Annotated in this window: 12 protein-coding genes, 1 tRNA gene and 2 pseudogenes; 5 read left to right on the forward strand and 10 right to left on the reverse strand. The window is 56.4% G+C overall.

Annotated elements, in window-relative coordinates:
• Positions 1 to 188: 188 nt before the first annotated feature.
• Together AB4N64_RS09480 and AB4N64_RS09485 are read left to right on the forward strand one after the other, a co-directional pair.
• Positions 189 to 344, forward strand: a pseudogene (locus AB4N64_RS09480) (DNA/RNA non-specific endonuclease); the annotation flags it as partial.
• Between the two features lie 169 nt (positions 345 to 513).
• The gene (locus AB4N64_RS09485; RefSeq protein ID WP_460124623.1) at positions 514 to 1380 is read left to right on the forward strand and encodes a PoNe immunity protein domain-containing protein; all 867 of its coding nucleotides are present in this window, start codon (positions 514 to 516) and stop codon (positions 1378 to 1380) included.
• A gap of 103 nt (positions 1381 to 1483) precedes the next feature.
• Here AB4N64_RS09485 and AB4N64_RS09490 read toward each other — a convergent pair whose 3' ends face one another.
• The 7 genes and pseudogenes from AB4N64_RS09490 to AB4N64_RS09520 form a co-directional block, all read right to left on the reverse strand.
• Positions 1484 to 2818, reverse strand: coding sequence for a PBS lyase (locus AB4N64_RS09490; protein WP_460124626.1), 1335 nt, complete (start codon positions 2816 to 2818; stop codon positions 1484 to 1486).
• Between the two features lie 737 nt (positions 2819 to 3555).
• Complete coding sequence (locus AB4N64_RS09495) at positions 3556 to 4389, reverse strand: hypothetical protein (RefSeq protein ID WP_460124629.1); 834 nt, start codon at positions 4387 to 4389, stop codon at positions 3556 to 3558.
• A complete protein-coding gene (locus AB4N64_RS09500; RefSeq protein ID WP_460124630.1) occupies positions 4386 to 5972 on the reverse strand; it encodes a hypothetical protein in 1587 nt (528 codons plus the stop codon). Before AB4N64_RS09500 ends, AB4N64_RS09495 begins: the two co-directional genes overlap by 4 nt.
• Positions 5973 to 5993: 21 nt before the next feature.
• Positions 5994 to 7529 (reverse strand): OmpA family protein, encoded by a 1536-nt coding sequence (locus tag AB4N64_RS09505; RefSeq protein ID WP_460124633.1) that lies wholly within the window; start codon positions 7527 to 7529, stop codon positions 5994 to 5996.
• 404 nt (positions 7530 to 7933) lie between these two features.
• Positions 7934 to 8257 (reverse strand): hypothetical protein, encoded by a 324-nt coding sequence (locus AB4N64_RS09510; RefSeq protein ID WP_460124636.1) that lies wholly within the window; start codon positions 8255 to 8257, stop codon positions 7934 to 7936.
• A 451-nt stretch (positions 8258 to 8708) separates the two neighbouring features.
• Positions 8709 to 9095, reverse strand: coding sequence for a hypothetical protein (locus tag AB4N64_RS09515; RefSeq protein WP_460124639.1), 387 nt, complete (start codon positions 9093 to 9095; stop codon positions 8709 to 8711).
• A gap of 34 nt (positions 9096 to 9129) precedes the next feature.
• Positions 9130 to 9393 (reverse strand): annotated as a pseudogene (locus AB4N64_RS09520) (sunset domain-containing protein); the annotation flags it as partial.
• 53 nt (positions 9394 to 9446) lie between these two features.
• On the opposite strand from AB4N64_RS09520, the gene AB4N64_RS09525 reads away from it, so the two are divergent.
• A protein-coding gene (locus AB4N64_RS09525; RefSeq protein WP_460124642.1) for an IS3 family transposase occupies positions 9447 to 10617 on the forward strand; the annotation gives its coding sequence in 2 pieces (ribosomal slippage) (positions 9447 to 9700 and positions 9699 to 10617; 1173 coding nt in all).
• A gap of 419 nt (positions 10618 to 11036) precedes the next feature.
• On the opposite strand, the gene AB4N64_RS09530 is transcribed toward AB4N64_RS09525, so the two are convergent.
• Positions 11037 to 11124: transfer RNA gene (locus AB4N64_RS09530), tRNA-Ser, on the reverse strand.
• A 123-nt stretch (positions 11125 to 11247) separates the two neighbouring features.
• Here AB4N64_RS09530 and AB4N64_RS09535 point away from each other — a divergent pair.
• The gene (locus tag AB4N64_RS09535) at positions 11248 to 11919 is read left to right on the forward strand and encodes a Bax inhibitor-1/YccA family protein (RefSeq protein ID WP_064677351.1); all 672 of its coding nucleotides are present in this window, start codon (positions 11248 to 11250) and stop codon (positions 11917 to 11919) included.
• Between the two features lie 66 nt (positions 11920 to 11985).
• Here AB4N64_RS09535 and AB4N64_RS09540 read toward each other — a convergent pair whose 3' ends face one another.
• Positions 11986 to 12423, reverse strand: coding sequence for an Lrp/AsnC family transcriptional regulator (locus AB4N64_RS09540; protein ID WP_460124645.1), 438 nt, complete (start codon positions 12421 to 12423; stop codon positions 11986 to 11988).
• A gap of 135 nt (positions 12424 to 12558) precedes the next feature.
• Here AB4N64_RS09540 and AB4N64_RS09545 point away from each other — a divergent pair, with 135 nt between their 5' ends.
• The gene (locus AB4N64_RS09545) at positions 12559 to 13452 is read left to right on the forward strand and encodes a DMT family transporter (protein WP_460124648.1); all 894 of its coding nucleotides are present in this window, start codon (positions 12559 to 12561) and stop codon (positions 13450 to 13452) included.
• A gap of 2 nt (positions 13453 to 13454) precedes the next feature.
• On the opposite strand, the gene AB4N64_RS09550 is transcribed toward AB4N64_RS09545, so the two are convergent.
• On the reverse strand, positions 13455 to 14474 hold the full coding sequence (locus AB4N64_RS09550; protein ID WP_460126690.1) for an FUSC family protein: 1020 nt from the start codon (positions 14472 to 14474) through the stop codon (positions 13455 to 13457).
• Positions 14475 to 14485 lie beyond the last annotated feature (11 nt).

A 14485-nucleotide genomic window follows, 5' to 3' on the forward strand; every position in this document is an offset into this window, starting at 1 on the left:
CAAGTACATCCATTAGAGTGCAACCATCGAGCAACGGTACGACCAGCAGCTAGGAAACGTCTGCCAGTGCACGCCGTGGCGCAAGCATTTTCGGTACGATAGGCAATGTTTTCCAACACCTGCGTGTACGCGTGAATGATCAGTGCTCTTTGCCTGATTCAAGTTTGAAGTCGCCATATCAACAATGTGAAGGCGCCTGGGCGCGGTTGGAGGATCAGGAGCGGAGTCTGAGTAAGGTTGAGGGTGTTGATGCGGTGTATGTGGCCACAGGGCCACTCTATGAGCGGGATATGGGGTCGTTACCTGGGACGAATAAGGTTCATACGATACCCAGTGGGTACTGGTGACCTACAACCTGACTGTCAATGTGGGCCACACATTCTATGTATGCGAGTGCATGACCTGGGTGCACAATACTAGGCCTCGTGATTTGCCTCCTGATTACTTGAATGAAGCTCCAAATTGTAAGGGGGACCTAAATGCACAGGCTTCATTATCTGCAGGAGCACAACTATGACTCGAGACTCAGTGGCAGGGCCTGTCTACTGGCGCGAGCGGGTCGCGAAAGATCTAAGCTGGATAGAGAAAGCGCAGAGGCTCTTGTCTGAGCCCTCAAAGAATCCGGTCTATGACCCGCAATTTTCTTTTGATCTATCAAAAGACATTTTACGTTTGACCTTGCGCCGCTACTCCCAGGGCGATCCGGTTGCTGAGCTAGGCCAATCATTTGCGCAGTTGGTGGATACCTGGGAGCTATCTAATCGTTTGGCGGAAAGCGTGTGCGCTGAAAGCAATCTGAAAACCTGCCGCGACTGGACGTTCGATCTTGCCGATCTCGATCACTACATCTGGTGTTTCTGGTTGGTGGGACTGGCGCTGGTCTTGCGTGTTCCTGACGAGCAATGGCGTCGACTGGTGGCCCTGATTGGTGAAGAGGGTGCCGACGTATTGCTGGACAGGGTTATTGCCAGCCGTGAGCCCACCCGTGTCATAGGGAGTGCTCTATTGCATCCAAAACCATACGCCCGGCTGCTCGAAGCTATTGATGCGCCGAAAGACCTTGCGGGTGGCAAGCTGCAGATGTTCGTCGACGCTTGGTACCCGGAGCTTAACCGCCGGGGCAAGCAACAACCGTGGTGGTATCACTACGGTGATCCTGAAAAGCACCCGCTGGAGGCGGGCAGCTATTTTGGGCGTTGGTGCATTGAAGCTGTGGCCGTCGTTCAGGCTTTTTCATTGGATGACAGTCAGTGTTTGGGGCATCCACATTATCCAGGTGATCTATTGCGTCCTGAGGGGCCCACCACGCACCGTACACATGCACCGGCCAAGCAATCGCGCAGCTGGTTTCGATTCTTTGGAGCGGGCCGAGACAAGTAATCAGTTGATCAGGATTGATCACATCAGACTTCAGCGCGATTGCGTAGAGCACTGCGATGTCGGGTTATTGAAGAAAGGAACCGCGGTCGGTCCCGAGCTTCATTCACATAGACCACTGACCAAGTAGCGGCTCCAGCTTCTGGAGCCTCTTCGCCAAGGCTTCACGTTCGGCTTTTGGCGTAACGGGGTCGATCATCAGATACTGCCGGTCACGCCACATGTTCACTTGGCGGCGCCAGAAAGCCTGCAATGTTTGTTCTGTGTCCAAGCGATTGAGCAGGTATGCCAGTTGCTGCCATCCCGGGAGCAGCCGCAGGACCGCTTGTCCACGTGCCACTGGCAGGCTGGGCCAGTCACGACTCAATTGGGTATTCAGTTCTGACTTTATCGAGTTGCAAGGCTGTTCGTTCAATCGAGCGATCGCGGCAAAAAACACTTGGTCGCACGGATCATCAAGTGCGTTGAACATCTCCCGCAGTTGGTCTTCCCGAAGAAGGTGCACGGCAGCCAGTCGCACGGTGGGGTAAACAGAGCGCAGAGCAGCCTTATGCCACGAACTTGGGAGGACAGCATTCAGCTCCGCAGTCAAGCCAAGAGTGCCCAGCCAGCCCCGCTTCGCTGTGGGCAGCGCCTGGTTCAATTGCGCAGCGAGAACATCATGTGCATCGAGTCCGTTCTTGGGGGCCGCCCAGCGCGCGAACGCACGTATCGAGGCAGAGATGTCGATCAATGACTCGCGCAATACGGGCTTGGGGTCATCGAGTAATGGCAGCAGCGCCCGCAGTATGCACACTCGGACTTTGGCCCCTGGTCGGGGTAAGGCTTCATGGAGCAACGTGCGAGCTTGCTCAGCCGGCAGTTCCTTGCAGGCGGACACGGCTAACAGTCTTACGGTCAACTCTCTATGGGCAAGGGCGCTGCGTACTAGCAGTTGAGGGTCGGTGTTGCCCTGGAGCAACAGTGCAAACAGGTAGCGGGCGGCTTTGCCTTGACGTGTGAGGAAGTCTTCATGGACAGCCTGGCGGATGCCGGGCGATTGCAGTACTGCTCGCACAGCCAGCAGTGTTGGGCCGTGGTCAGCCCTGCTGCGTGAGGCCAGCGCCATCAAGGGCACCAGCGCTGACAGTAATGCCTGAGCATGCGTCGCAGAAAGGTACTGTTTCAACCCCGCCCCCGCGAGATCGCGAATCTGTGGCACCCAGTCATTAAGCCTTTCAATCAAAGCGACCAATGCTTCAGGGGAGGGGTGGCTGCACAGTTCCCTGACAGCGACTTCCCGAATGAAGCCATTTTGGTGGGCAGTCATTGCTGCCCAATTGCAGTCACCTTCAATGTTCGCCAGCAACTGCAGCGCCTCGTAGCGTCGTTGATCCGCCCACGAGGAAGAGGGCGCTAATTTGTGCTTCAGTTTGTTCAGCCAGTCGTTGGTGGTGTTCACGCTCAGTCCTTTTTGCGCTTATGGTCGACGCCATTTAGGCTCGATCAATGACGGGCATGCTTGTCGTATCAGAGATTTCTTCAAACAAGCGCCAGGGGAGACCGAGGCATTGGCTCGGCTCTTGGCGAAGTATCGTAAAGGCTGGAAGGTACCCAGTCGATGAAGTTCACGCTATGGATAGCTTTGAACGTCGTGCGCAGCACACACACGAGGAGTCGGGTAGGCCGTTTTTTCGAGCAGCGGATTTTCTCGATGCGATTGGTTGCGTCCGGTCAAGCCTACAACGAGGCTGACTTTTCAACTCAAGGTCATGGCCTTATCTCTAGTCCTCTACGAGGCCCCCGTAACATGCTGGTTGCTATAAATGAGTGCGGTGATCAGAGCGGCGATTGACCCCAACATAATCAATCCGCCTACTGCCACTGCGCAGCCCCAAGCAAAACCGCTTACGCCCTTGAAGCGACCTCCGCTTAACAAGCTCAGCACATAAACACCGATGCGGTGCGCTAGTATGTCCAGAATGAAATCCATTTGATCGTCATGCTTCCAAGCTGATTGAGTGAATCCGAGTTGATCAGTTTAGCCGTCACTGTTATTTGCGTTGACGTCTTTCGACCAGGACTTGCCTGTCACAGACGCCCATAAGTTATCCTTTTCAGTTGTGTTGCACTTCTTGTCGAATTTGCGCTTTTAGCAGTATTGAAATGCTGGTAAAAGCGCATTTTCAGCCATCAATCTCAGCGAAGATCAGTGCTTAAACTCGGTGTCCCGAATCCAGCCAGAGTCGCGTTCGAGGCACTCAGGTACTGAGACCAGAATTGATTGAGCGCGTCCATGGTCTTGCCCGAGCGGTAGGCGTGCTTCACCGAATCGGTGACAAGGCCGGCACCCGAAACGTAGACACGAGCGCCCTGCAGATCAGCGAAAAGCCCTTTGCTTTGCGCGAGCTTGAGCTCGTTGCTCACGTTGAGCTGCTTGATCTGGTTGGAGGCGTAGAAGCTTGTGTAGTCTGAGTGCTCAAGCATGTCCGAGATCAGGTAAACCACGCGATCATTTACATCCTGTTCGCGCTGCATGTCCTCGCCCACTTTACGCAGGGAATTCATGATTTCGCTCTTCGGGATATCCTCCCGTGCTTGACGCAGGCCGTTGACGAACTGCTTGCCGAAGCCAGCTTGGAACGCCTTCTTCTGTGTTGTCATGCACTGATCCAGGCCACGCAGCTTGCGCATGTTCACGTCGTCACGGATTTCGCCTTCGAGCGGCATGTCCAACTCAGCGGAATAAGTCAGGCGCAGATACTCGCCTGGCAAGAATGCCGAAAAGGTGTATAGCTTCACGCGGTCACCAGCCTGAACGAACCGGTCAACCTGTCCCCAACTGCTGCGCTGCAAATCCTCGGGCATAGGGATGGTCTGGTCGATAATGACCACCAGCTCGCGCCCGGTACCAGCCGGCTTGATCTCGGTGAGGCCGTTCCGGTCGTAGCAGCTCTGCAGGTCATTCCGTTCGGCTGCCAACGCTGCACAAGGCAGCGCCAGCGCCAGGATCAAAGCCTTGGCAGCTCTCACGACAGTGTTACCTCTTTGTTGGCCGGGAACAGACCCAGGGCCTTCAGAGCCTGCTGCTGCTCTCGAATATCACGTAGCTGAGCTTCGTTGACATTCAGAGCACGGCTGGCAGCAGCAAGGCTTTCCTCGGGTAGGCCGGTGACATCATGGAAGTCAGAGGCCTTGATAGCGGTGCCCGGCTCAGCAGTAGGTGCTGGGGCGGTAGCTGCTACAGCCGAAGAGGCCGTGGCTTCAACCTGAGCTACCTGAGCCACCGGAGTTACAGGTGCAGGCTGTGCAGCAGCTTTCTGGGATACCTTGCCAGCCTTGTACTCAACGTAGGCCAAGAAATTTCGGTGGGCCGAATTCTCGCCTTCCAGGGCACCGAGCACGCCAGAGTTAGTATGGTCGCGACTGGATAGTGCCGTCTGGAGTCGGCGCAGCTTATCGTCTGCATGGCTGGCGATGGCAGTACGATGCTGATCCATGGCGTCCATCATTTCCTCGGCAGTGGCGTACTCATGAGTCAGGCGCCATGCGGTGTGGGAATGGGTACCGGCGAAGTGGTACTTGCTGGCCAGCCAGATACTGATGCCTTGGATGGCGATGTAGATTAGGGACAGCATGACGTAAGTGGTCAGGCTGGCCTGGCGGATGGCCGTCATCTTGTCATCGATAGTGGCGTCCTGAGTTTCATCGTTGATGGCCTGGGACTCTGCCGGCAGGTCAAACGGCGAGCCAACGTTGCTGCCGCTCTGAGCGGAGGCCTCCGTACGCATGCTGTTGACCATCTCGGTCTCGATGCTATCCAGAGTGGCGGAGCGAACTACGAAGGCTCCAATGGCCATGCAGGCGACGAAGACACCGCAGATGATCAGCCAAAGGAACTTGCGGGACACGTTGGAGTTAACGTCCTTCACGCGAGCCAGCAGTTGCTCATAGTCAAGGCTGTTGCTATCGGAGAACGAATCTTCCAGGTTGATTGCCTTGTTGGCCTTCAGGGAGCGGGAGCGCTTGCTCGGCTCTTCGCCCTGCCACCAGTGGCGTGCACGGGCAATCAAGGTGTTGTGATGCACGGTATGGCCGGCGGCCTCAGCAAAAATCGCCGATGCCACTGCCAGCAGGATTGCGGTACCAGCTGTCAGCAGGTGACGGTCATTGGTAGAGGCATCCATGTTCATCCATCCTGCGAGCACGTAGGCAAAACCCATCGCCTCGATCAGGACCAGCCCAACTACCAGGAACAGAACCCATGCCGGGCGGGGAGAGCGGCCGGCTTCACCGGCCTTGGCGAGGTAGTCGAGGGAGGCGTTGTAGGCCTCCGGGCCCTTCATGTACTTTTTGTGCTCGCGGTAGTACACGCCAGCCAGAGTAACTTCGTGGTTGATCCAGCCATCGCTATCGACCGAGGACGGCTTGCGCGACAGGCGAGCGACAGTACCGATCAGGGGGAAGCTATGCCATACGCGGATCAGGAAGTAGGAAACCTGTTCCCAGTACTTCCAGATGACCACGGCACTCACGAGCAGCGAGATGATGCCGGTGGTCAGCAATTGGTTGGCAAGGATCAGTGATTTGAGTGCAGCTAGAGATAAGTCTTCCATTTAGGCCTTCCGTGACTTGCTTTATTTGGTGGCAGGAATTGGCAGGTACGGCGCCACGTAGGCATCTGAACCGGCGGCATAGAACAGGGCGCCCTCGGTAACCTTGGCGTTACCCTTGCTGAACACGAGATCCATGCAGGAAACCGATGCCTTGGCATCGTTGGCGAATACGCGGTACAGCACTTGGCTCTCGCCTTCGTAGGTGTTGGCCACGGCCTTGATCGTTTGCGCTTTGTTCTTGCTGTTTTGGTCGTAGTCTTTGACGACCTGCAAAATCGGCTGGCGATCAACTTGCGCGTTTTCGCGCAGGATCGAAACAGGCGACACCGTGACCAGATGACCGTTTACAGTGTTGGCCCACACGCGGTTGTTGTACCCCGGGAGGTAGTCCTTCGTCGCATGACGCTGCAGAGGCTTGTCATCAGCCATGCTCAGGACATCACCGGCGTTACGAGGCATGTCAGCTTCGCAGCTTGCGATTGGCATTTCTTTGGCGTGTGCGGAGCTGATCAGCGCAAAGCCACTTCTCTTGGGCTCGATGTTATGGGCCATGGACCAGTTATATGCATCCGCCGGCTTGCCGGCGAAATCGACAGCAGGCTTAGCCTTGGTAACCAGCTTCTGGGCATTGCTGGTGCTAGCGACTGCAGTCCCAGATGCAGGCTTCTGAGTGGCCACCGGAGCGTTTGCGGAGCCAGAAGACTTAACGGTCTGGGTGACGGCTGTACTTGGCTTGACGGTCGGGGATGTGCCGTATTGCAGGTACTTGGTGTTGCCGGCCTCAGCCTGGGCACGCATGACCAGCGCTTGCTCGTTGGCCAGTTCGACGATTTCTACGCGGCGGTTCTGGCCACGCACAAACGGATCGCTGTTGTCGGCGATTGGGCGAGAGGATCCAGCACCCTGGTAGTAGATCACGGTGGCGGGGATGCCGGCTTGCATCAGCACATTGCCCACAGTTCTAGCACGACGCTCGGACAGCTTTTGGTTGTGCTCAGCGTTACCGGTAGCATCGCTGTGGCCAACCACGAGCAGGCGACGCTCTTGAAGCTGTTTGGCGGCGGCTTTCTGGTCGGTAGTGCTGGGCCTGGAGTACATCTGCGCCAGCTTGCTGACTGCACGCTTGCCGTTTTCGGTGAGCTGGTCAGAGTCTGTGGCAAACATGCCGCTGTCTTCGATCTGGGTGACTAGGCCAGCCTCTTTCGGCACGGCGGTAACTACAGCGCTGGAAGCGACAGTCAGCTGCTCGGTAGTGATTTTAAGGTTTTCTTCTTTAGCGATGCGGTCCAGCTCTTGAAGACGGGACTGCCAGACATAGCCCAAGGCGCAGCCAATTGCGCCGCCAGCTGCAGCGCCAACAAGTGCCCCATCCTTACCTTTCAGAGCGTATCCGGCTGCGCCGCCAGCAATAATCCCAACTCCGCAGAGCACAGGCATGCCGTAGTCTTTGCCAATGGTATTTACGGAGTCTTTAAAACCCTGCACTTGCTGACCGCTGCATCCGGCTACCGTAAGGAATGCGCAGCTGAGTGCGGTTAGGCGAAACGTTTTCTGCATGACGGCTCCTTGCCGGTCTATTTTTTCGACGATGGCAAATTGACACCTGCCTGCGCGTGGAATTTACAGAGAAATGTCCCATATCGCCATCAGGAACCAGCCGACGACAGGTTTTATTTCTGACCGACTGGTAGCGGGGCGTATATCCGCGTGAGTTGCCCTTGAGACAATAGGGCAACTATTTGGAAATGCTTGCTCTTTGCCCGGCGGTTGCAAAGGGGCGGTTCCTACCGTCCATGACCGCTAGCTGTCGGCCATTGCCTGTCAGTGGCAACCGGCAGCGCTGAGCCGAAAGCTGCCTTCTGTGAACGACTGCTTCTGGCCCAGAGTGTGTAAAAACACTAAGGGGGCTCACTTATAGGTTCTTCACCTGCCGGAAATCTTTAAGCCTCGTTTCCCCGCACTCATACCTTCTTGACGTTAACAGCTGCGCCGATAGTGCCGCCGGAAACAGATACGATGTAGTCGGCCGCTCTTTGGCAGAGGATGACGTGCGATGAACGGATTATGAGGGTAAGAGGCATGAGCGAGAGCGGGTCAATGTCGATACGTTCTCCTGATGTGCCTCGAAGCGACAATGTCAGTTCCGTCCATTTGCGATCATCTGAACCTGCGCAGTCACCGTCAGAGTCTACATCACATCCGGTTCCCCATAGATGTTCAGCAATGCAATAGAAGGCCGGTAATGGTCTTTCTGGCGTGATTTGAATGGAATAGAAATTAGACATGATTTGTTGGCCGCGCCTATCTGTAAGCAGAAGAAAGGGTATCTCTGAGCCTGAGGCTGAGCAATCAGAGTCGCTGGCCCCAGAGCGTCGATATCGGTTGCGCCGCTGAGGCTGATAGTCTCAGTAGAGAAGGGGTCGCTCTCTAGCAGTTCGCAAGCGCCTGGCGCGTTTTCATAGTGATAGCTTTGCCAGTCAACGAGAGACACCGCCACGACGTTTTCGAATGGTAGACGATCGTAATGCTCGCTCTGGAAACCGGATGATCCTCGCGTTTTGGCTCAACAAATCTGACGTAGATCTGCTTTTTTGTGATGTCCGCCGCTGCCCCGCGTGGCGTCCCATGTGAGCCTTGAAGTCTTACCGGATCGGCTCTGAAGTGTTTGCATGGAACAGCGCCTTTCGGCCAATTGCAGACGCCCAAACGGGATAAAGTGATCAGTCGATCTGTGAGCTAGCCTTTGAGGGTTTGCATGATTTTCACGACCAAGGGCTTCGTGTAATTCTCACCGGTGTCAGTACCAAGTGGGTCGTCACTGCGCAGCCATTCACCTTGATCGAAAGCTTGATAAAGCAAAAAGGCGGGCTGAGGGATGTCCTCAGTCATGCTCACTTCAACTACGGCATTGATGATCCCGTTCATGACATCGTCACAGAATTCGTAGGCTAGCGAGCCATCTAAATAGCCTCCTGCAACCGCAACAGATAGCTCGTTCAGGACTTGTTTGGGTGCAATGTTGAACGCTTGGCAAATGCGGGCAAGGTCGGTCAGCGTCAGACCGTCTGCTTGCGCCATCGCCAACAGCTCATTGATTTCGCTCTTTGGTAAAACGCCGATCATGGCTGTCTACCTAGTCGAGGTCGTCCTCACCTTTCTATCTGCAGTTACCCGCTTTGCGATATCCCGCTGCTTGCGCTTCGGACTCGGAACCGAATGCAATTTGATTTTTCAGCGCCACCTGCGAATAACCCGGGCAGCCTTCAGCCAGGTGATAAACATGGCTGTTACGGTTGCCAACGATTGAACCTGCGCTGACTGTCGAGATTTGGGTGGGCGTTGAGGTAGGGCGGTTGTGTTGAGCAGGTGCCAAGGCGACGACCCCATCTCCAACCGTCTTGTAGCCTGCCTGTAGTGGTCTAATGAAACCGGACACCCATTTAGGCGAGAATGCTCGCCAGATAGAGGTGTCTGATGACCAAGCAACGTCGTTCCTTTTCCGCTGAATTCAAACGCGAGGCCGCAGGCCTCGTGCTCGATCAAGGCTATAGCCATATCGAAGCCAGCCGCTCGCTTGGGGTGGTCGAGTCCGCGTTGCCTCGCTGGGTTAATCAACTCCAGCGGGAGCGCAACGGCGTTACTCCGCAGAGTAAGGCGCTGACGCCTGAGCAGCAGAAAATCCAGGAATTGGAAGCTCGAATCGCTCGCCTTGAACGGAGAAATCCATTTTAAAAAAGGCTACCGCGCTCTTGATGTCGGAAGAGCACGAGCGCCCGCGCTGATTGATCAACTGAGCGCCCAAGAGCCGGTCGATTGGCTTTGCACAGTCTTTGACATTACTCGCTCGTGTTACTACTCCCACCGCCTCAGGCTCCGAACTCCGGACGTTGAGCGGCTTCGGTTGCGCAGTCGGGTCAACGAACTGTTTACGCAAAGGCGAAGCGCTGCCGGTAGCCGCAGCATCGTGTCGATGATGCAGGAAGACGGTGAGCAAATCGGGCGGTTCAAGCTGCGTGGCCTGATGCGGGAGCTGGAGTTGGTTAGCAAACAACCTGGATCACATGCCTACAAACAGGCGACGGTTGAGCGGCCTGACATTCCGAACATCTTGAATCGAGAGTTTGATGTGCCGGCGCCGAATCAAGTCTGGTGTGGCGGCATCACTTACATCTGGGTTCAATGGAAATGGCATTACCTGGCTGTCGTTCTGGATCTCTACGCATGCCGAATTGTGGGTTGGGCGCTGTCAAACAAGCCGGATGCGGATCTGGTCATCAAGGCGTTGGACATGGCTTACGAACAGCGCGGCAGGCCTCAAGGGCTGCTGTTTCACTCGGATCAGGGCGCCCAATATGGCAGTCGCCAGTTTCGCCAGTTTCGCCAACGGCTCTGGCGTTACCGCATGCGCCAAAGCATGAGCCGTCGCGGAAACTGTTGGGATAATGCGCCGAAGGAGCGTGTGTTTCGCAGCTTGAAAACTGAATGGATACCGACCGTGGGCTACATGACAGCTCAAGAAGCGCACCGCGACATCAGTCATTACCTGATGCATCGGTACAACTGGATTAGACCGCACCAATTCAACAACGGACTGGCCCCAGCTCAGGCCGAGAAAAAACTTAACGTCGTGTCCGTGATTAGTTGACCACTACACGTGGGACTTTGAATCAGAATATTTTGCGCGTTTTTGGCTTAGAGCGGCCCCTTCGCGACAGGCGGATTTCAGCCAGGATCTGACATTCTCGGCAATCGAAAAATCGCCCTGTAGTACCGGTCTCAATAGGCTGAGGTTGGTTGTGAGCTGACCTTAATGAGCGTTCGGGTAGTCAAAAAGTCGCGAATGGGGGAGTGCTGAAGACGCTTTGGAAACAGATTTCAGCTGTTCTGCTAAGTGAGGGCCGGATTATGATTTTCAAACCCTGTGCTATTAGGAGGCGGCAGTCCACCTTTTCAGGGTCCACAACCGATCATTGCGGCAGAAATTCAAAGTGGGGGAACAGATGGGGGAACAGAAAGCCCAGAAAGCAAAAAGGCCCCATAAAATGGGGCCTTTCAGTGCAAATATGGCGGAGGCGATGGGATTCGAACTCATGGACCTGTTACAGTCGACGGTTTTCAAGACCGTTGCCTTAAACCACTCGGCCACACCTCCAGATCTGTTGCGGGCGCCATAATACCTGAATGAAACACACTGTCAAACTCTCTCCATAGCTTGTTACAGAGCGTCTGTTATGATCTTTGCGACTGAACGTTTCAAACCAACAGGAGTGTCGCCATGCGCGAACAGGATTACGCAGTTAATAACAGCGTGCAGGCTGAGCAGCTAGAGGTTAGCCGCGTCCTGCGCAACACTTACGGCTTGCTGGCCCTGACCCTCGCTTTCAGCGGTGTGATGGCGTATGTCGCACAGCAGATGCGTGTTGGCTACCCGAATATTTTCGTGGTGCTGATCGGCTTCTACGGCCTTTTCTTCCTCACCAACAAACTCCGTGATTCCGCGTGGGGCCTGGTGTCGGCGTTTGCCCTGACCGGTTTCATGGGTTTCCTGCTCGGCCCGATCCTCAACCGTTACCTGGGCATGCAGGGCGGCGCGGAAGTGGTCAGCTCGGCATTTGCGATGACGGCACTGGTATTTGGCGGTCTGTCCGCCTACGTGCTGATTTCCCGCAAGGACATGAGCTTCCTCAGTGGTTTCATCACTGCTGGTTTCTTCGTGTTGCTGGGCGCTGTGGTCGCGAGCTTCTTCTTCCAGATCAGCGGCCTGCAACTGGCGATCAGCGCAGGTTTCGTGCTGTTCTCGTCGGTCTGCATTCTGTTCCAGACCAGCGCCATCATTCACGGCGGCGAGCGTAACTACATCATGGCGACCATCAGCCTGTATGTATCGATCTACAACCTGTTCATCAGCCTGTTGCAGATCTTCGGCATCATGAGCCGCGACGATTGATCATCGTTCATGAGTGAAAAAACCCGCTTCGGCGGGTTTTTTCTTGCCTGCGATTTACACCGAAACTCACGCCATCGGTGGCAAGCGCCGTTTGACCGGTGTTTTCTTGACGATGGCGGTATTGGTTTCGGCGTGGCTGTTGAGGCGGTCGAGGAGGGTGTCCAGTTGTTCCATCGAGCGCACGTGCAGGCGAGCGATGAAGCAGTCGTCGCCGGTGACCTTGTCGCACTCGGTGAACTCGGGGATGGCCTGAATCTGCCGCTCCACTTCGTGCAACTGGCCGGGCAGGGGGCGGATGCGCACGATGGCCTGGAGTTGATAGCCGAAGCATTTAGGGTCGATCTCCACGGTATAACCCTTGAGCACGCCACGTTCTTCAAGGCGGCGCAAACGCTCGGCTACGCTGGGCGAAGATAGACCGCTGATGCTTGCCAAGGCCTTGAGCGAGCGCCGTGAGTCTTCCATGAGGGCCGCAATCAGCACTTGGTCGATGTCGTCGGTCATGTCTCAATTCCTGTAAGGCAATTAATCGAAATAGCCTTCATAAGAAAGGCAGAGCCAGATTTTAGCCTTCTTTTTGCTCTGGAGAAGCCCAGCGCCCAATCGGCATACTTTAGGCTCACACACAGGAGCCTGATGATGGACAACAACCTACGTCGCGGATCATTCGAAATGACCGCCGCCATGCTGATCTCCGGGACTATTGGCTGGTTTGTGCTGGTGTCCGGCCAGCCGGTGCTGGATGTGGTGTTCTGGCGTTGCCTGTTCGGTGCCGGCACCTTGTTGCTCATCTGCGCGGCATTCGGCTTCCTGCGTCCGGGCATTCTGACCCGCACCACGTTCCTGCTGGCGGTGCTCAGCGGTGTGGCGATTGTGGGGAACTGGGTGTTGTTGTTCGCTTCCTACTCGCGCGCCTCGATTGCCATCGGCACGGCGGTGTACAACGTCCAGCCGTTCATGCTGGTGGGATTGGCGGCGCTGTTTTTGAACGAAAAAATTACCCTGCAGAAGCTGACCTGGCTGGGCGTTTCGTTTCTGGGGATGCTGGCGATCGTCAGTGCCCACGGCCAGCAGGGCGAGGCCGGCAGTGATTACCTGGTGGGCATTGCCCTGGCGTTGGGCGCGGCGTTCCTTTACGCGATTGCTGCCTTGATCATCAAGCGCCTGACCGGCACGCCGCCGCACTTGATTGCCCTGGTCCAAGTCAGCACTGGCGTGTTGTTGCTGGCGCCGTTCGCGCATTTCTCCGCGTTGCCGCAAGCACCAAGCGCATGGGCCAGCCTGGTAACCCTCGGCGTTGTGCACACCGGCGTGATGTATGTGCTGCTATACGGCGCGATCCAGAAGCTGCCGACCGCACTGACCGGCGCGTTGTCATTCATCTATCCGATTGCGGCGATCTTCGTTGACTGGTTTGCCTTCGGTCATCAACTCCAAATGCTGCAATGGATCGGGGTGGCGGCAATTCTGCTGGCCGCCGCCGGCATGCAGCAGGGTTGGAGCCTGAAGTTTCGGCGCGCCGTCACCCTGTGACCTCAGATGCTCCAGCGCGGCGCAGTCTTGGCCAGGCGTTGGCGCATCTCGCCGATATTGTTGGCCATCTGACGGCTCAGCAAGCGGTAGCCGTCCAGCGGATGATCGACCTGCGTATCCAGGCTCGCGTCCGCCGGCGGCTCAATCGGACGAGACAAACGCTGGAAGGCCCCGGATTTCAGTGCCCGGGCCATGCCGACCAGTTGCACGCGGATCAGTCGATGCTCCGCTTTCAGCGCCGTTTGCAGATGGGCCATGGCGTTCGGGTCGTTGGCATCGGGTCGGGTGTTGGCGAGGATCTCCAGCGTGCTGACACACAGGCGCAAGTGACGCTGGATGGCGTCGAGCTCATTCATGGAAATCTTCACTTCCTTGGACACCGAGGGCATCAGCGAACGCAATTGCACCATCACCACGTTCAAGCGATTCATCAGCCTCACGTGCTCGTCATCAGTGACAGGTTGGCCACTGATGATGCGCCCATAGATCGTCGCGCAATCGCGCAGGGCATCGGCCAGGTTGTAGCGCCAGGAATAAACCGCATACAGGGGCAGGGCGAAGGAAAACGCCAGGGCCAGGCCTATCCCGATCAAGATGTCCACCCCGCGCCACAAGCCATCGGAGACCGGATTGTCGCCATGCCCGGCGACGATGAACACGGTGATTGCCGCCAACAGCGCCGTGTATCCGCCCTTGCCGATGGCGTGGTAGGAGAAAAAACCGCAAATCACCGCCATGGCGAAATAGGTCAGCCACGGCAGGCCGAGCCAGGCCTGTTGCACCACCAGCAGCAGGCCGATAGACGCGCCGAGCAGGGTGCCGATCGCACGTTCGGCGGCTTTCTTGCCGATGTTGCCGTGGTGTTGCAAGCCGCCAATCACCACCAGCATGGTCACCGACGCCCACTCGCCGTGGGGTAGGTTGATACCGGTGGTCAGCAGGATCGTCGCCAACAACCCCAGCGACACGCGCACCGCGTGGATCAATTTGGCATGGCGGTAGCGCCGGTACGGGTCCAGCAGCGGACGCAATA

This window comes from Pseudomonas sp. S2_C03 (assembly GCF_054668405.1).